The 17,139-nt window shown below is 41.0% G+C and carries 17 protein-coding genes; 7 read left to right on the forward strand and 10 right to left on the reverse strand.

The window, feature by feature from the left end:
* From F902_RS19260 to pilG, 5 genes are all read right to left on the reverse strand, one after another.
* Window positions 1-5,091: an Hpt domain-containing protein gene (locus F902_RS19260; protein WP_005206061.1), complete on the reverse strand. Its 5,091-nt coding sequence runs from the start codon at window positions 5,089-5,091 to the stop codon at window positions 1-3.
* Between the two features lie 153 nt (window positions 5,092-5,244).
* Window positions 5,245-7,329, reverse strand: a complete 2,085-nt coding sequence (locus tag F902_RS19265; protein WP_005206063.1) for a methyl-accepting chemotaxis protein — start codon at window positions 7,327-7,329, stop codon at window positions 5,245-5,247.
* Between the two features lie 46 nt (window positions 7,330-7,375).
* A complete protein-coding gene (locus F902_RS19270; protein ID WP_005206065.1) occupies window positions 7,376-7,912 on the reverse strand; it encodes a chemotaxis protein CheW in 537 nt (178 codons plus the stop codon).
* A 40-nt stretch (window positions 7,913-7,952) separates the two neighbouring features.
* A complete protein-coding gene (locus tag F902_RS19275; protein ID WP_004652355.1) occupies window positions 7,953-8,315 on the reverse strand; it encodes a response regulator in 363 nt (120 codons plus the stop codon).
* A 20-nt stretch (window positions 8,316-8,335) separates the two neighbouring features.
* Window positions 8,336-8,719 (reverse strand): twitching motility response regulator PilG, encoded by a 384-nt coding sequence (gene pilG / locus F902_RS19280; protein ID WP_004802929.1) that lies wholly within the window; start codon window positions 8,717-8,719, stop codon window positions 8,336-8,338.
* Between the two features lie 279 nt (window positions 8,720-8,998).
* Between pilG and F902_RS19285 the strand changes: the two genes are divergently transcribed.
* A complete protein-coding gene (locus F902_RS19285) occupies window positions 8,999-9,652 on the forward strand; it encodes a hypothetical protein (RefSeq protein WP_005206068.1) in 654 nt (217 codons plus the stop codon).
* A gap of 196 nt (window positions 9,653-9,848) precedes the next feature.
* Window positions 9,849-11,564, forward strand: coding sequence for a proline--tRNA ligase (locus F902_RS19290; protein WP_005206069.1), 1,716 nt, complete (start codon window positions 9,849-9,851; stop codon window positions 11,562-11,564).
* A gap of 56 nt (window positions 11,565-11,620) precedes the next feature.
* Here the strand turns inward: F902_RS19290 and F902_RS19295 are convergent, their stop codons facing one another.
* The 5 genes from F902_RS19295 to F902_RS19315 all read right to left on the reverse strand — a co-directional run bounded on the left by F902_RS19295 (window position 11,621) and on the right by F902_RS19315 (window position 13,730).
* Window positions 11,621-11,956, reverse strand: a complete 336-nt coding sequence (locus tag F902_RS19295) for a YegP family protein (protein WP_005192866.1) — start codon at window positions 11,954-11,956, stop codon at window positions 11,621-11,623.
* Window positions 11,957-12,103: 147 nt separating this feature from the next.
* Window positions 12,104-12,448 carry a zinc ribbon domain-containing protein YjdM gene (locus tag F902_RS19300; RefSeq protein WP_004802922.1) on the reverse strand — a complete coding sequence of 115 codons (345 nt, stop codon included), beginning with the start codon at window positions 12,446-12,448 and terminating at the stop codon, window positions 12,104-12,106.
* A 51-nt stretch (window positions 12,449-12,499) separates the two neighbouring features.
* Window positions 12,500-12,856 (reverse strand): DUF488 domain-containing protein, encoded by a 357-nt coding sequence (locus F902_RS19305; RefSeq protein WP_005206071.1) that lies wholly within the window; start codon window positions 12,854-12,856, stop codon window positions 12,500-12,502.
* Between the two features lie 24 nt (window positions 12,857-12,880).
* On the reverse strand, window positions 12,881-13,243 hold the full coding sequence (locus F902_RS19310; RefSeq protein WP_005206072.1) for a DUF2004 domain-containing protein: 363 nt from the start codon (window positions 13,241-13,243) through the stop codon (window positions 12,881-12,883).
* Between the two features lie 34 nt (window positions 13,244-13,277).
* Complete coding sequence (locus F902_RS19315; RefSeq protein WP_171061110.1) at window positions 13,278-13,730, reverse strand: SRPBCC family protein; 453 nt, start codon at window positions 13,728-13,730, stop codon at window positions 13,278-13,280.
* A gap of 182 nt (window positions 13,731-13,912) precedes the next feature.
* Here F902_RS19315 and ygfZ point away from each other — a divergent pair, with 182 nt between their 5' ends.
* The 5 genes from ygfZ (at window position 13,913) to F902_RS19340 (ending at window position 17,138) form a co-directional block, all read left to right on the forward strand.
* Window positions 13,913-14,635 carry a CAF17-like 4Fe-4S cluster assembly/insertion protein YgfZ gene (gene ygfZ, locus F902_RS19320; protein WP_005206074.1) on the forward strand — a complete coding sequence of 241 codons (723 nt, stop codon included), beginning with the start codon at window positions 13,913-13,915 and terminating at the stop codon, window positions 14,633-14,635.
* Between the two features lie 89 nt (window positions 14,636-14,724).
* Window positions 14,725-14,955, forward strand: a complete 231-nt coding sequence (locus F902_RS19325; protein WP_005206076.1) for a hypothetical protein — start codon at window positions 14,725-14,727, stop codon at window positions 14,953-14,955.
* Complete coding sequence (locus tag F902_RS19330; protein ID WP_005206077.1) at window positions 14,927-15,280, forward strand: low molecular weight protein tyrosine phosphatase family protein; 354 nt, start codon at window positions 14,927-14,929, stop codon at window positions 15,278-15,280. Before F902_RS19325 ends, F902_RS19330 begins: the two co-directional genes overlap by 29 nt.
* A gap of 83 nt (window positions 15,281-15,363) precedes the next feature.
* Window positions 15,364-16,086, forward strand: coding sequence for a DsbC family protein (locus F902_RS19335; RefSeq protein ID WP_017402217.1), 723 nt, complete (start codon window positions 15,364-15,366; stop codon window positions 16,084-16,086).
* A gap of 251 nt (window positions 16,087-16,337) precedes the next feature.
* Window positions 16,338-17,138: a tetratricopeptide repeat protein gene (locus F902_RS19340; protein ID WP_005206079.1), complete on the forward strand. Its 801-nt coding sequence runs from the start codon at window positions 16,338-16,340 to the stop codon at window positions 17,136-17,138.
* The last annotated feature ends 1 nt before the right edge of the window (window position 17,139 follow it).

A 17,139-nucleotide genomic window follows, 5' to 3' on the forward strand; every position in this document is an offset into this window, starting at 1 on the left:
TTAGCGCACCGCAAGTAAGCTTTCAATATTTTCCAAGAGCGCCTCTTCTTGGAATGGTTTACCCATATACTGGTTTACACCCAATGATAATGCACGTTCACGATGCTTCTCACCGGTACGTGATGTAATCATGATAATTGGTAAGTCACGATGAATTTCATGATGTCGGACTAAGTTAGACACTTCGAAACCATCCATACGAGGCATTTCAATATCCAGTAACATCAAGTCAGGCTTCACTGTCTCAAGCTGTTCAATTGCATCGACACCATCTTTCGCGGTTACAACATCATAGCCTTGACGCTCTAATAGACGTGAAGTCACCTTACGTACTGTCACCGAGTCATCGACAATCATAATCAAGCGACGTTCGTCATAACGCTGCTTGGTATAGGTCTCATCTGCCTGCTTACTACGTGCAGTTGATTGCGCTTGTCGAGCAATGTTTTGACCATCCAAGATCAAACAAACCTGACCATCACCGAGAATGGTCGCTCCTGCAATCACGCCAATACTTGAGAACTGTTGTCCCACTGGTTTGACCACAATTTGTCCACGCGAGCCAATCAACTGATCAACCAGTAATGCCGTGGTTTGACCTTGCGCACCTTTAATTAACAGCACAGGTAAGGAATGCACTACCCCACTTAAACGCGGAATTGGCTGTCCAGCAACGAACTCAGACAAGTAACGTAAACGATAACGTTCTTGGTCAATGCTGAAGTAATCATCCTGACTTTCAAAGTACTGTTCTAAGGCCATTGGTGAGATACGTACAATACGATCGATCTGTGCCAATGGGAACGCGAACTGTTGATCGCCTGCTTTTACCATCAAGGCATCGCTCACCGCTACGGTAGTTGGTACGCGAATGGTAAAGGTGGTGCCCTGGCCTAAGCTTGAATCGACACTGACGTGACCACCTAAGGCTTTAATATCACTTTGTACAACATCCAGACCTACACCACGTCCAGAAATTTGAGTGACTTGAGCTGCGGTACTAAAGCCTGGATGGAAGATAAATTGTAGAATTTCTTCCTGATCAAGCTTTTGGTCTTTGGTCATTAAACCAGTCTGTAATGCTTTTTCTTTAATGCGGTTAACATCAATCCCTTTACCATCATCACTAAAGGTCACCACTACATCCGTGCCTTGACGACCAATGTTCAACACAATATGTCCAGTCTCTGGCTTTTGTGCCTGTAGACGTTGTTCGCGGTCTTCAATCCCGTGGTCAATCGCGTTACGTAACATATGTTCAAACGGCGCAACCAAACGCTCAAGAATACTGCGGTCTAATTCACCTTCGGTATTATTCACCACTAGTTCTGTTGGACGGTTTAAGGTCGATGCTGTTTGACGCACAATACGTTGCAAACGCGGCAATAAACGAGAGAATGGTACCAAGCGAGTACGCATCAAGCTTTCTTGGATTTCTGCTTGGATACGAGACTGTTGTAACAGCAAGCCTTCAGTATCACGAATCTTTTCAGACAGCGTAGTTTTGAAATCAACCAAATCCGATGCTGACTCGGCCAAGGATTTAGACAATTGGTTCAGCGAAGAGTATTGGTCCATTTCCAGTGGGTCAAAGTCGGCATAACGCGAGTTTTCACCACCATGTCGTGCAATAATCTGACTTTCTAACTCACCTTCCATTCGGCGTAACTGATCCGCCAAACGTTTGATTGCCAGTTCCATTTCCGTCAAGGTACCGCCCAATTGACCTAAGTCCATCTCGATACGTGAACGGTTGATCGCATTCTCCCCTGACAAATCAATCATCTTCTCGATGACGTCAGCAGAAACACGGATCATTTCATTATTCTGTTCAATGCGTTCAGCGGTTTCCCATTCACCTAGCATTGACGGCGGCTCAGTGCCATCCCCTTGAACAAACTCCATCGTATATTCAGGCGTAAAGATGTCTTTGGCAGAGAGTTTCTGTGGAAGTTGTGCCGAAACATCGACAAATTCCATCTTCTCCAAGCTTTGTTTTAAGCCATCAAAGTTTGCATATTGGCGTTTAGAGATCGCATCCTCAAGCCATGCAAATGCAGTGTTGAGTAGGTTGTCATACACATTCGAGTTGAAATGATGTAAACCAAATTGCTCAAATGCATTTTCTAAGTGGTAGGCAATAATGGCAATCGCATCCATTTCTGCCATACGTGCACCACCTTTAAGACTGTGGGCATTACGCTGTAACTGCAACAGTAAACTACGGTTACTGCGTTGATCAAACCATTGTTTTAATAAGCCTTGTGCCTGCTCTATTAATTCTTCTGCTTCTTCAAGGAACGTTTGTTCAACCAGAGAACGGACATCGTCATCAGCCGACACGTTCTCTGTCTCAACGGTTTGAGCTGCTGAAGTATCTTCCAACACTTCTTCTTCGACTTCAACAATGCCAACTTGCTCTTCAAGTGCTATTGGCTGCACGTCAATTTCAGCTTCGACAAGTTCAAGTACGTCTGCCTGAGTATCAACACGCTCAGTTTCTTTGACTTCATCTACAGACGTATTAGCCTCAACAACTGGTTCAATCGTTGCAGGAGCAACTGTTTGATCTGCTTGTTGCAGTAACTGCACCACATGCGTCGACGGATAATCTGTTTGCTGATCGCGAATGGTTTGAATACGATCTGCAACATCATCTTGGACTAAACGAATGATCGCAATCAGTTGTGGTGTTGCCTGAATCTGTTGGTTAATCAGTTTTTCATAAATCGTTTCCAACTCATGCGCAATCAAACCAATATGACGTGCTTGAATCATATTTGAACCACCTTTTAAGGTGTGCAAATAACGCATCAAGTTCTTTAAAGCATTAATATTTTGGTGATCGGCAGTCCACGTAATTAGATCAGCATCAATCCCCCCCATCAACTCATCTGCTTCTTCAAGGAAGATATCCAACAAGTCAGGATCAAAGTCGCGGTTTGCATCACTTGATTGTAACTGTTGCTTATCCAGAGCCAACTGAGCAGCGAATGCGGTGACATCAATGGTTGCTGACACAGACTCAGTTTTGACTGGCGCAACCGTCATAATTGCATCTGATGACTCAGCAATATCTTCAATGATTGCTGATGGATCTTGTAGTGTTGTTGGTACCGATTCAGTTTCAACTGGATCTGCCACAGCAGCTGTTTTCGACAAATCGGCCAATACAATCAAAGTGTGTGTCGATGGATAATCTATCTGCTGATCACGAATGGTTTGAATACGATCAGCAATATCATCTTGCACTGAACGAATCGCAGTAATCAACTGTGGCGTTGCTTGAATCTGTTGGTTGATCAACTTCTCGTAGATGGTTTCTAATTCATGCGCAATTAAGCCAATATGACGCGCTTGAATCATATTTGAACCACCCTTTAAGGTGTGCAAATAGCGCATCAGATTCTTTAAGGCATTGACGTTTTGATGATCCGCAGCCCATGTATTCAGGTCAGTATCAATCCCACCCAGTAATTCGTCGGCTTCTTCAAGGAAGATATCCAATACGTCAGAATCAAAATCTCGATTCGCTTCATCTGACTGTAACTGCTGCTTATCTAAAGCAAATTGCGCGGCTAGATCAGTGCTCGCAATAACAGGCGTAGTTGCCTCTTGGAGTTCGACTGTATTTGTCTCTTCAACGGCCTCAGTCACCTCAACAACAGGTGTTTCCAGAGACTCAACATTTTGCTGAGTGAAGGAACTTAATTCATTTAAAACAAGCTCATGCGCTTTGCTTAAGGTAACACGCTGTCCTGCAGCCAAAGTATCAAACAGTTGGATAAACTGTTGATGGACTTGGTGATAAAGCTCAAATGCATAATCAAGATTCAGCAGACTTGGTTTAAAGAGAATATCTTGATAGCTAGAACGCAACTGACTGGTGTATTGATACATGCCAATGGTTGCATGGTGATGAGTATGCTGTAACAAGGTTTCAGCTTGCTGGCTGAGTAACTGAATATATTTCGGGAACTCATGACGTGCACGTTTTTCAAAATCAAACTCAACGTCTAAGAGATCATTAATATTGAGTTCAAGTAACTCAGAGACTAAACCTTGTGGTCGAACGGTGTTCCCATTCTTTTCTTCAAGTTGGAAATCGTAGCTATCCCAAGCAACATTGAAGGTCTGGTAAATTTCATCAAATTTCTGCTGTGGAGCTTGCTGTTTCAAAGTGTGTAAATAATCACGTACAAATTGAGCATAATGTGTCAACAGAGCCGTTTCATCTGAGCTTGAATCCAGCTCTTCTTGTAATAATGTTTTAAACAAATTCTCAACTTTTGAGCTGGCCTCAAACACATGATCAACCTGCGCCATGGCAGAGCTACCACGTAAGGTATGTAATGCTCGAATCAGCGTATTATAGTGATCATTACTTGGACGATCATTCACCAAGAATTGATCAATCGTGGCGAGATGCTCTTCTGCTTCTTCCAAGAAGATGGCCAAAGTTTCCTTCGCAAGAACCTCATCATCGGTATGAACTGTTGTCTCAGCTGAAAGAAATTCGACTGCGATAGTTTCAGGAACTGTTTCTTCAACTGCTTCGACATCTGCCCATTCAAGCCCCGTCACGACATCATCATGCGTCAGATCAGTAGCAAGCTTAAACAACTCAGCCAATGCTGGCTCAGGACTTTGCTGTTGTTGTAATTGTTGTCCTAATAAAACCAGCGGTCTGAAGTCGATCAGATGACTTTGAACTGCTTTAAAATCATGAATCAGTTTAAAACGGTAAAGATTGAAAACTGCTTGTATATAGCGTTGGATATCGGTATTTAAGCTAATGGTACCCGCAATCACACGATTTAAAGTATCTTCAACCGTCCATGCCAACTCTCCAGACGACTTCGCCCCCACCATTCTTCCAGAGCCTTTCAGCGTATGGAAATGGCGACGAATATCGGTGAGCACATCTTGCTGATGTGGTTGTTCCGTCCATTGAACTAATAATGGTTCTAACTCAACAAAGATCTCATCTAATTCTTCAATAAAAATTTCAAGAATCTCTGCATCTTGTTCAAGATAACTGTCTTCAGGAAGCGTCATCGTTTCAACTAACGTTTTTAATATTTGTTTCATAGCTGCTTCTTTCGTTTTTATCCACCAACGTGGGTAAAAATTACGTCTATCTATCACACAAGATGTAGTTACATTTCGCCATCACCTTGTTGAGATATCCAACATCTCTAAAAATGGAAAGACAGACACCCCCATCTGCCTTTCCAATTCGGTTTACTCAGGTAACTTAAAGTCAGTTACCGATTCACGTAATGATTCAGCCATGTTTGCCAACTCAGAAACTGAGCGCGCTGTATCAAACGTTGCAGTTGTTGTTTGTGAAGTAATTTCCTGTACGACATTCATCGTAGTTGCAATATGGCTGGCAGATGCAGACTGAAGTTTTGCTGCATCCGAAATGCTCGCAATCAGTTTTGCCAAGTCGCCCGATACCGTTTGAATCTCATCCAGTGCAATCCCCGCATCTTTTGCCAAGTTCGCACCACGTACAACTTCCGACGTGGTTTGTTCCATCGAAATTACGGCTTCGTTGGTATCGGTTTGAATGGTTTTTACTAAGCTTTCAATCTGCTTGGTTGCTGATGCAGAACGTTCTGCAAGACGCTGTACTTCATCGGCTACGACCGCGAAACCACGACCAGCTTCACCCGCCATCGATGCTTGGATCGCTGCGTTTAATGCCAAGATGTTGGTTTGGTCGGCAATATCGTTAATCAACGAGACAATGTTACCAATCTCTTGAGAAGATTCACCCAAACGTTTAATACGTTTTGAAGTCTCTTGAATCTGTTCACGAATATGATCCATACCTTCGATCGAACGGTTTACCACTTGCGCACCATTGGTTGCAATTTGTACCGAGCGTTGTGCTACATCAGCAGATTCAGAAGCGTTGGCAGATACTTGGTCAATTGACAATGCCATTTCGTTCATCGCCGCTGATGCACCTGCAATTTCTTGCGCCTGATGTTCAGAAGCTTCTGCTAACTGGTTGGTAATGCTCTGCGTATCTTGGGTATAACGTGCAACTTCTTGCGAGGTATCGGTAATTCGAGATACAAGGTCACGTAACTGGTCAATCGCGAAGTTAATCGAGTCGGCAATCGCCCCCGTAAAGTCTTCCGATACTGTTGCGTAAGAGCGTAAGTCACCATCCGCTAAGTCGGCGATCTCATCCAGTAAACGTAAAATCGCGTTTTGGTTACGGTCATATTCGTCTTGTAGACGCGTTACACGTTCTTTATCAGTATTACTACGTAATGCAAGTAATTGTAATGCTGAGAATACAAGTAAACCCAAAGCGCCAATCAGTACAATACCTGCAACTACATTATCCCAACCGCCTTCGGCTTTATTTGATAAATCATTGAGCGAAGTTAAAAGTGCATCGGACTGAGAGAAAATTTGTGAAGATGCCTGACGTACACGAACAATCTGGTTGGCGTTTTGCAATACCGTTGCTGCCGCAGATTTCAATACGGCATCATAATCAGATTTAATGCTGTCTACAGATTCGCGCAATGCTGCTGAACTGATGCGGTCTACACCAAGCTCTGAGCTACCATTTAACTGTGCATTTAAATACACGCCAAAGGTATCAATATCGGCACCAAAGTCATTCGCCGACACGTTTGAGTTGTCCGTACCGACCAATACCGAGTTGATTGAACGTAAAATACGTTCTGCAATGAACACTTGGTTTTTGGTGATAATTACCTGACTACTTGGCATGTTTTCACGTACCATCTGATCGACCATCAAGTTATATTCCGCCTGAATCTCAGGAATGGTTTCACTGATCGAGATGTTGGTATCGTAAAGCTGGTTAATAACTTTTTGTTGCGATGCAATCAGGTCAATATTCTTGGCAACAGTATCCCAAAGACCACTCACCTTCTTGTACTCATCAGAGCCTTTACCGTACACACTCTCAACAGTGTCTAGGTTTTCAGCAAACTGCTTCTCTGATTCAACTAGTTTTTTCATCGCTTCTGGCGTACCAGATGCAGTTGCTTCAGTTGCTTGACGCGAAATCGTTTGCGATAACAAACGCAATTCACCCAAACTACGGGTCAACTGGTTCGAGCGCGGAACACTCACGAATAAGTAAATTAAGAGGATAACTGCAAGGGCCAAAGCAATTAAAGCACGATAGATAATCGGTTTCGATTTCTCTGTTTCACCGAATAAGCGTGAAAACTGGTCAAGTTGCGCTTTAATATTATCTAAAAACGCACCACCTTTTTTCAGCCCTGCACTATCGCCATTGCCGTTCTTTTTTTTAAGTTTAAAGCCCATATCAGCTTCTCCCCTGAATACGCGTTTATGTTCCGTAGCGTATAAATTAGTTTATAAATTTTATTGATGCGTTCATGTATTGTGGATTGCTGAGCAACCGACTCAATAAAAACACATGCCATTGTTGATTATGTTGGTGGAAGTGACCTTGGCAATAATCTTTCAATTTATTATCCAGCTCATTATTTTGAGAGAAAAAACTCTTTTTATTAAAGTGTTGAATCCCCAAAACCTGATCGACGACCAACCCCACATAATGGTCTTGATGGCTAATACAAATCACTTTTTGCGTTGGGGAAAACTGACTTCGTTGCCCTGAAATAAAATGTGTTAAATCAGAAACTGAAAGTAGTCGTCCACGAATATTGGCCAAACCACGTACCCACGCCTGAGTATTTGGTACTGGTGTATATTTCGGAGGATAAATCACCTCCGAAATTTCCCCTAAAGGCGCAACAAAATATTGCCCTAACATCTCAAATGCGATACCAGACCAACGGCTGACTTCATTTTGAGTTGAAGTGTATTGTTTATTGCCTCGCTTGGATAAACGAAGCAATTCGATAAATCCATTTGCTGCCATACCCTATCCCGTATTGAGAAGGCTCATCTTGAGCAAAAAATTAACTTAATAATTGTTTAATTACATCAATAAGCTGCTGTTCATCAATCGGCTTAGTCAAATAATCACAAGCCCCTTGACGTTTACCCCATACACGGTCTGTCGCCTGATCTTTGGTACTCACGATTACAACAGGAATATGCTGTGTGTCTTTGCCCTTACTAATCTGGCGTGTTGCTTGAAAGCCATTCATCCCTGGCATCACCACATCCATCAATACCAAGTCAGGCAATTCTGCTTGAGCCATAGTGACCCCGTCAGCACCATTGGTCGCTTCAATAACGTCATAACCGTGCTTCGTCAAAATTTCTCTAAAGCGAAATGTTTCAGTAGGTGAATCATCTACAATAAGTATACGAGCCATTTTTTCCTCAATCTTAAATTTTATGCGCTAACGTGGTTGCGAATCGCATTTAACAATTCATCTTTACTGAATGGCTTGGTTAAATATTCATCCGACCCCACAACACGCCCTTTCGCTTGATCAAACAAACCGTCTTTGCTTGACAACATAATTACTGGAATATTTTGATAATTTAGAGAGTTTTTGATTAATGCACAGGTTTGATAACCGTCTAAACGAGGCATCATAATGTCTACAAAAACGATATCTGGATTGGCTTCTGCAATTTTTGACAATGCTTCAAAGCCATCAACCGCAGTGATCACTTCACAACCTTCACGTTGTAATAAGGTCTCAGCTGTACGGCGAATCGTTTTTGAATCGTCAATTACCATCACCTTTAAATTTTGAAATTTATCGTCCATTTATTGTCCTGCCCCAATACTCAATACAAACTATGGTTGGTTTAATTTGTTTTATACAGATTAGTTGATATTTTTAACATATCTTTACTTGCATTATCAATGAAGTTTTTTGAACCAACCTATCAGTTTCGCTTAACAATCACAAACAGTTCACACTTTTGATTAAATTCCTAATTTTTTTGCTGAATAACTATTTTTAAATGTCTAAATTAGCACTAATATACAACTGATTATTATTTAAAAATAAGTGATTTAATTAACTTTTTTACGGGGAATGTAATGACTGGTTCGTTAAAGTGCGGTTTCCGCATTCGTCACTTTACAACGATTACTCGTAGTTACATTTGTTGTTTTTTTCTATTGCTATTTGTCAACAGTTCCACTTTTGCAGCAACTGAACAGGTTAAACCTGTTTGGTATCGTTATTATGACAAAAATGGTGTTGCCAATGTCAGTACCTCAGTCACGCCAGAACACATCCGACATGGTTATGAAGCACTCGATCGTAATATGCAAGTGATCAAACGTAATCGTGCTTATAATGCCGCTGCCGATGTTCAGCAATCAGCCCAACGTGAGTCTCTCGCACGCCGTCGTGAACAGGATTTAAGGCTCAAACGCGCCTATGGCAGTCCACAAATCGCAGCAACAAAACGCGATCAAATTTTAGCAAACCTCAAAAAACAGCTGAATTATCAGCAAGAACAGTTACAGCAATTACAAAAGGATAAGATTGGTTTCAAACGCCAAGAAATGGAATATCACCGCAAAGGTGAAATGCTACCTGCCCAGCTTAAAAGCAATCTAGAAAATAATGCTCAAAATATTGAAAACGTCAAAAAAACCGTTGAAAGCTTACGCAATGCCTATCACAAGACTGAAGTAGAATATAGCGACATTATCAATCGCTTAAATGCACTCGGCTCGACTTAAGCTCAAAATCTTGTATAAATCCCTCCCCCTCAATATTAATTTTTAAACAATTTCAATATTTAAACATATGCCAGTGCTATATACTGCGCGAAATTGAATGTTTCATGTCATAATGCCCATTGCTCAAAACTGAGCACATTATTTTTGCTCATTTTATAGCACTTTTTAAATAACACTTAACTTTAGGACAGTTTCCATGCGCGCAAGCCGCTTTTTATTTGCAACGTTAAGAGAAACCCCAAATGATGCTGAAGTGATTTCACACCAGCTCATGTTACGTGCGGGGATGATTCGTAAACTCGCTTCTGGCTTATACTCTTGGTTGCCCATGGGAACGCGCGTTTTAAAGAAAGTGGATGCGATTGTTCGCGAAGAAATGAACCGTTCAGGCGCATTGGAAGTGTTCATGCCGGTTACACAACCTGCTGCGCTTTGGGAAGAATCTGGTCGTTTCGAACAATACGGCCCAGAGTTATTACGCTTTAAAGATCGTCATGACAATCCTTTCGTACTGGGTCCAACTCACGAAGAAGTGATTACCGACTTAGCCCGTAACGAGCTGAAAAGCTATAAGCAACTGCCATTGAATTTTTATCAAATTCAAACCAAATTTCGTGACGAAATTCGTCCACGTTTTGGTGTGATGCGCTCGCGTGAATTTATCATGAAAGATGCTTATTCTTTCCATGCTGACCAAGCATCATTACAAGAAACCTATGATGTTATGTACGACACCTATAGCCGTATCTTTACCCGTCTAGGTTTGGACTTCCGTCCAGTACAAGCAGATACAGGTTCAATTGGTGGTTCTGCATCGCATGAATTCCATGTACTTGCATCAAGTGGTGAAGATGACATCGCTTTCTCGACAGAGTCTGACTTTGCCGCAAACGTTGAAATGGCAGAAGCGCTTTTAGTTGGTGAACGTGCTGCAGCAACTCAAGCATTAACCTTAGTTGATACACCAAATCAAAAAACCATTGCTGATGTTTGCCAGTTCTTAAATGCTGATGCCAAACAGTCTGTTAAAGCATTGCTGGTACAAGGTCCAACTGACGACAAAGGCAATACACCAGTTGTTGCATTGTTCCTTCGTGGCGACCATGAACTCAATGATATTAAAGCTGAAAAGCATCCATTGATTGCTGCACCTTTAGCTTTTGCAACTGAAGAACAATTGCAACAACACGGCCTAACAGCTGGTTTCTGCGGTCCTCAAGGTCTGCTTGAAAAAGGCTTAACTGTGATTGTGGATCGTGCTGCATCGGTATTGTCTGACTTTGTAGCGGGTGCAAATGAAGTCGACAAACATGCAACGGGTGTAAACTGGGACCGCGATGCGAGATTCACGGAAGTGTTTGACCTACGTAATGTAGTTGAAGGTGACCCTTCTCCAGATGGTAAAGGGACAATCCAAATTAGACGTGGTATTGAAGTTGGTCATATTTTCCAACTCGGTACAAAGTATTCTGAAGCTTTGGGCTGTAAAGTCTTAGGTGAAGATGGCAAACCATTTACCGTCACCATGGGTTGTTACGGAATTGGTGTAACACGTGTTGTCGCTGCTGCGATCGAACAAAACTTCGATGATAAAGGTATTATTTGGCCACAAGCGATTGCACCTTTTGAAGTTGCAATTGTGCCAATGAATGCACATAAATCACCACGTACGCTTGAAGCAGCTGAAGCGCTCTATGCTGAATTACAAGCACAAGGCTATGACGTATTATTAGATGATCGTAACGAACGCCCAGGCGTGAAATTCTCTGATCTTGAGTTGATGGGTATTCCACACCGTATCGTGATCGGTGAGAAAGGTTTGGATGCAGGTACTTTTGAATATAAAGGCCGTCGTGATGCTGAAGCGACTAACCTTAATAAAGAAGAATTATTAGCAAAACTTGTTCGCTAATCTCAACTCTATCTGTAAAAAAGCCGTTTCATTGAAACGGCTTTTTTATTACTGATTTAAACAGTTAAATCTTTAATGGTTTCTGATGGTCCATTATTTTTAACAGACTCAATGCCTTTATCACGCGATTGTTCATTTGAATACAGTTGACTGGTACCAATCACCTGATGGTTAGCAGCTTTTAAATTAAAATAAGGTTTATCATTCTTAGACGTTAATCGCTCATAACGTGCATCATCTGGACTATTTTTTTGTACAGATGCAATTCCATTCTGCGCAGCTGCTTTGGTTTTATATAATTCACTATTTAAAATTGGCTCACCATTTCCTGCTTTTAATACAAAACGATATTGCCCATCACTCGCTTGACTTACTTCGAACCATCCTGCCATAAGGACCTCTATTTTTGGAGTTAGTACTGATTGTTATCTCATCCAATATAGATCAGCTCTCATCGTTTAAGAAGATTGTTTTTTGTTCACTTTTGGTAATTTGTATCAGGTAGAAAAAGGAGCATTTTCATGCTCCTAAATAAGAATTTAAACTTTCTTCACAAACTCAGATTTTAATTTCATGGCACCCACACCATCAATTTTACAATCAATGTTATGACCATCGCTTGCATCAGGCACCAAACGAATACTTTTTACCTTCGTTCCCACTTTAACGACAGATGATGAACCTTTAATTTTTAAATCTTTAACAACCGTAACGCTATCACCATCAGCCAATACATTACCGTTGGCATCTTTAATAATGTCTTGCAATTCTGAAGCAGATGCTTCCCCCTCCTTCCATTCATGTGAACATTCAGGACAAATCAATAAGTCGCCATCTTGGTAAGTGTATTCTGATTGGCATTGTGGGCAATGTGGAAAAGACATAAAAGAAACTCAAAACGACTATTATGATGGATAGACACAGTTTTTCAAAATTTAGGCTTGAATCGCTTTGCCAAGTAAATAATTTTTAAGTACCAAAGCATGATTCAGCTCAGGATCTTTTGCTGCATAAATTAGCGTCAACTGCTGTTGCTCTGCCATTTCTCGGAGCTGGTGCACATAAGGATTATCTTTAAGCTCTTGATAATACCCTTCTTGAAAGCTGAGCCAGTGCTCAGCCTTATGACAAAAGGCCTGCCGCAATTCTGTAGTAGGTGCAATTTCCTTGAGCCAAACATCCAAATGCGCACGCTCTTTAGAAATTCCTCTTGGCCACAAACGGTCAACCAGTACACGCTGCCCATCGGTTGGTTCTACAGGATCATAAATACGTTTGATCTCGATTTGCACATGACTCTCCAGCACCTTATCCGTTCAACTTTCCATTGAAATATCTATGACCTGCCCTTTGGAGTCAAAGCTCACACAAATCACATAGTTGGTGATTTCGTCTGGCAAGGTAAAATCCAGCATATCATAACTGTCTAAGTCCTCATCTTCCCACTGATGGGCAAGCACCAAAAACTCTAACACCTGTATAGGTGATGGCGTTGAAGTTGCAAAGTGCTTTTTCCAATATGCTGGCTCCACTTCCTCCAGATGGTGTTGAATAAACAATTCCACACTATCTTCGGCTTGTTGATTTTCCAAAGCTTCCCGCATGGCGATACGCGCAAGTTGTTCACGGCGTTCAACAATCGCTTGTTCTGACATAGCATCCCCCAATGTAATGATCATCAAAACTCTGTATTTAAGATTTAAACTGTTTTTCTTATTGATCTGGTATGTCTGCTTGCACCAATAAGCTCAATAAATAAAGTGATTCTTGCCACCCCAGATAACATGCCTCTACAGGAATCACATCCGGGATTCCCTCTTGTGTAATCTGTATTTCTGTGCCGACAAGCACTTGCTTCAATTGAATTGTGACTTGAATGTCACCCGGTAAATTCGGATCGTCAAAGCGATCGGTATAACGCAGAAGCTCATTGGACACCAGTTCAACATAGGTTCCACCAAAGGAATGCGAGCTCCCCGTTGAAAAATTGGTAAATGACATTTTATAAGTTCCACCTTGTTGTGGATCTAAATGATGAACTTTTGCGGTAAATCCATGCGGAGGCAGCCATTTAACCAATGCATCAGGATCAAGAAATGCGTTATACACACGTGCAGGTGGCGCATTAAATACGCGATGTAATCGAACTGTGCCTGTCATTATTATTCTCCAATATCACTATTATTCTGTTGGATCGATTCATCATAGCGATTTATTGTACAAAAGCTATGCCTTCAATCGCTCATTTGAGCACGAATATCGAGAATCTCAAGCTGCTTTTTTGTGAAAAATGGCGCAAAATAACAATCCATCTTTTAGTGTTCAGAACGCAGATTTAGGATTGATCTATGAGTCAGCTTGGTTTTACTGCTTTTAGTTTAAATGGTGTCGATGCACAAAAATTTTTACAAGGTCAAGTGACGGTTCATGTAGAACGCTTGCCTGAAAATGAAAGTCGCTATACTGCTATTTGTGATTTAAAAGGACGTATTCATTTTGGTTTATGGATTAAAAGATTAAATCCAGAAAGTTTTGAACTTGTGACTACTCAAGATCAGGCAGAAGAATTTTCTAAGCATATTAAAAAGTTTGGTGCCTTTTCTAAAATGAAGTTAGAAGAAGTTGGAACAGTTTATCCAACTGTTGTCGGTACACAAACCGAGTTTTCTACAACAATGACAGATATCGATACTTGGCAAGTTCAGGCAATTCAGTCTGGACAGGCTTGGATTACCCAAACAACGGAACATTTGTTCCAACCTCAAGAATTACGTTTACATCAACGTGATGGCGTGCATTTTGATAAAGGCTGTTACCTTGGTCAGGAAATCGTGGCACGTCTTTGGTTTAAAGCTAAACCAAAACACTGGCTTCATTTAATCCAAGCCAAAGGTGATCTTCCTGCCTCTGCAACTCAACTCAATAAAGATGTTGAAGTGGTGAATAGTATTGCGTTTGAAGAAGGCTATTTAGCACTGGTGATTGCCAAACCCGTTGCTTTAGAAGAACTCGGCGTAATCGTTTTAGATTTACCAGAAACGCTTAATGGTGATGTAGCAAGACCAAGCTAAATACTTGTAAAAATCAGGCTTTGATTTTATATTGAAAACTCATGTGTTATCGCGGCTGCTGAACCCGATCAACTCATGAGTTTTTTAATATGGATGATGTAGCACAACAACGTAATCGAGCGTGGCGGCGTAAACAAAAATTTCTATTTCGTGGTCGAGACTGTAGGCATAATTCTCTCTGTTGGAAACCTCCCAAACAATGGAAATATCTGTATACACGACAAGATAAACTTGCACGTGCCAAGCAATTAAGAATTGAATATCCTCGAATTTCCAAAGCAAAATATTTACGTGAAGCTCATTTCAACTCTTGGATTTAACATACTGAACACTCTTTTCATTTGCAGTCGCAATCAATGGCGCAGTCCTACAGCCGAACGTATTTTCGCTCAAGGGTATGGCTTACATACCCGTTCAGCAGGGACTAGCCGTCACGCCAAACATACTCTCTCTTTAAAGGATATTGCTTGGGCTGAACAAATTTTTGTAATGGAGTCTCGACACAAGCAACAGATCAAACAACAGTTTTCCAAACAGCTCCTGCATAAGCAAGTGTTCGTGCTCGATATTCCCGATGACTATCACTATATGGATGCTGAGTTAATCGAATTGCTGCAATTGGCAATGCAGCCTTATTTGAAATAAAGTTTAACGATCATTCTTGTCGAGAATCGAAATGAAGGTTATTGTTCACCTATTCTCAATACAACCGATTTCTCATGAAAATAATGATCAAAACATGGTTATCTGCACTCAGTCTGAGCCTTCTCAGCGTACAAAGCCTACATGCCGATAGCAAAACACTGGAACGAAACTTCAAACAGAATTATCCTGATATTCCAGTCAAATCCGTCAGCCCCTCTCCTTTACCCGGTATTTATGAAGTCTATGCCGCAGGTAAAATTATTTATACTGATGAAACAGCCAAATACCTATTTTTTGGTAACCTCCTCGATGTCAAAAATAAGAAAAACCTAACCGAAGAGCGCTTGGCTGAATTTGGTAAAATTGATGTTAAACAGCTGCCGCTCGATCAAGCAATTAAATATGTAAAAGGTAATGGGGAACGTATCCTCTATGTCTTTAGCGATCCTGATTGCCCTTATTGCCAAAAGCTTGAGCAACATATGACTTCGGTTGATAATGTCACCGTGTATCTGTTCTTGTTCCCGCTTAAGAGACTACATCCTCAAGCAGAAACGATTGCGAATAAAATTTGGTGTTCGAAAAACCCGTATGAAGCTTGGGAAGATTATATGCTGCACCGTAAAGCACCTAAAAATGCAGCACAGTGTGAAACCCCTATTCAGAAGAATCTCGCCCTAGGTCAAAAATTACAAATCGATGGAACACCAACTTTATTTTTGCAAAATGGGATGCGGCTCTCTGGTAGTCCACAAAATGCTGAACAAATTGAGCAACTTTTACAAGAAGCCAGTCCCCCAAAATAAAGATTAAATATGAAGGCTTGTTGACTTTTCTGCCACAAAAAATCTCAAGCCTTCTTTCATATTTTTCAACCTAAGACATTAACTTTAAACAACTAAATAAAAATAAAGTTCCAGTTCAGTCTCTTCCATTTGCTAAGATTTATACAAAATCCTTATTTACATTTTTAACTAAACTTTTATGATGGGAACAGCATATTGAGTTCTGCTATGCAAAGGATGAAAGCAGATCAACATGAAAGGAAAAAATAAACATGAAAAAATTGCTTATCGCAAGTTTAATGACGATTGCAAGCCATGCAACATTCGCAGCTGCCCCTAAAACGTCAACGATTAAACCTGATCCTGCATTTACTAAAGCGACTCAACTTTATGAAGCAAAGGATTACCCTGCTGCCTTCCAAGAAATGCAACGCTTAGCCACAACAGGAAATAAGCAAGCTGTCTATAATCTTGGTTATATGACTCAACTTGGCCAAGGTACAGTAAAAGATGATAAAAAAGCGTTGCAGTATTACCAAGAGGCATCTAATAAAGGCTATGGACCAGCAAGCTATGTCCTAGCGCAGGCCTACCATAAAAGTACGCTTGGCTTAACACATAATCCGCAAAAATATAAAGAGTATTTAGATAAGGCCTCGACTCAAGGCTCAGATGAAGCAACTGTTGAGTTTGCTGATTTATTATTCAGACAAGGAAAACCTGAATATGACCAAATTGCCATTCAGAGGTTGCTCCCTTTACTCCGAAAGGACTATTATCCAGCGAAGAATTTAAAAGCAGTATATGATCTTGGCATTGGCGTAAAGAATAAAAACCCTTTCATGCAACAACAAGCGGTTGAAAGCTTGAAAGATCTTGCCAAGAAAAACTATGCGCCATCTCTAATGATTTTGGGTAACATGCTCGCCAACGGCAATATTATCGATCAAGATTTAGAGCAGGCAAAAAATATTTTCTCTCGTTTAGCTGAAGCAAACTATCCCAATGCGAAAGAATCTTTAGCCAAGGTTGAAGAAGCAATCGCAGCAAAAAAAGCAGCAACTAAAAAGTAGA

The sequence above is a fragment of the Acinetobacter higginsii genome (genome assembly GCF_000369525.1).
GTDB classification, from domain to species: domain Bacteria; phylum Pseudomonadota; class Gammaproteobacteria; order Pseudomonadales; family Moraxellaceae; genus Acinetobacter; species Acinetobacter higginsii.

What these genes read in the sequence shown, in the direction of transcription:
- F902_RS19260 (WP_005206061.1), bottom strand. Translation starts at nt 5,091, where the DNA reads ATGAAACAAATATTAAAAACGTTAGTTGAAACGATGACGCTTCCTGAA.
- F902_RS19265 (WP_005206063.1), bottom strand. Translation starts at nt 7,329, where the DNA reads ATGGGCTTTAAACTTAAAAAAAAGAACGGCAATGGCGATAGTGCAGGG.
- F902_RS19270 (WP_005206065.1), bottom strand. Translation starts at nt 7,912, where the DNA reads ATGGCAGCAAATGGATTTATCGAATTGCTTCGTTTATCCAAGCGAGGC.
- F902_RS19275 (WP_004652355.1), bottom strand. Translation starts at nt 8,315, where the DNA reads ATGGCTCGTATACTTATTGTAGATGATTCACCTACTGAAACATTTCGC.
- pilG (WP_004802929.1), bottom strand. Translation starts at nt 8,719, where the DNA reads ATGGACGATAAATTTCAAAATTTAAAGGTGATGGTAATTGACGATTCA.
- F902_RS19285 (WP_005206068.1), top strand. Translation starts at nt 8,999, where the DNA reads ATGACTGGTTCGTTAAAGTGCGGTTTCCGCATTCGTCACTTTACAACG.
- F902_RS19290 (WP_005206069.1), top strand. Translation starts at nt 9,849, where the DNA reads ATGCGCGCAAGCCGCTTTTTATTTGCAACGTTAAGAGAAACCCCAAAT.
- F902_RS19295 (WP_005192866.1), bottom strand. Translation starts at nt 11,956, where the DNA reads ATGGCAGGATGGTTCGAAGTAAGTCAAGCGAGTGATGGGCAATATCGT.
- F902_RS19300 (WP_004802922.1), bottom strand. Translation starts at nt 12,448, where the DNA reads ATGTCTTTTCCACATTGCCCACAATGCCAATCAGAATACACTTACCAA.
- F902_RS19310 (WP_005206072.1), bottom strand. Translation starts at nt 13,243, where the DNA reads ATGATCATTACATTGGGGGATGCTATGTCAGAACAAGCGATTGTTGAA.
- ygfZ (WP_005206074.1), top strand. Translation starts at nt 13,913, where the DNA reads ATGAGTCAGCTTGGTTTTACTGCTTTTAGTTTAAATGGTGTCGATGCA.
- F902_RS19325 (WP_005206076.1), top strand. Translation starts at nt 14,725, where the DNA reads ATGGATGATGTAGCACAACAACGTAATCGAGCGTGGCGGCGTAAACAA.
- F902_RS19335 (WP_017402217.1), top strand. Translation starts at nt 15,364, where the DNA reads ATGATCAAAACATGGTTATCTGCACTCAGTCTGAGCCTTCTCAGCGTA.
- F902_RS19340 (WP_005206079.1), top strand. Translation starts at nt 16,338, where the DNA reads ATGAAAAAATTGCTTATCGCAAGTTTAATGACGATTGCAAGCCATGCA.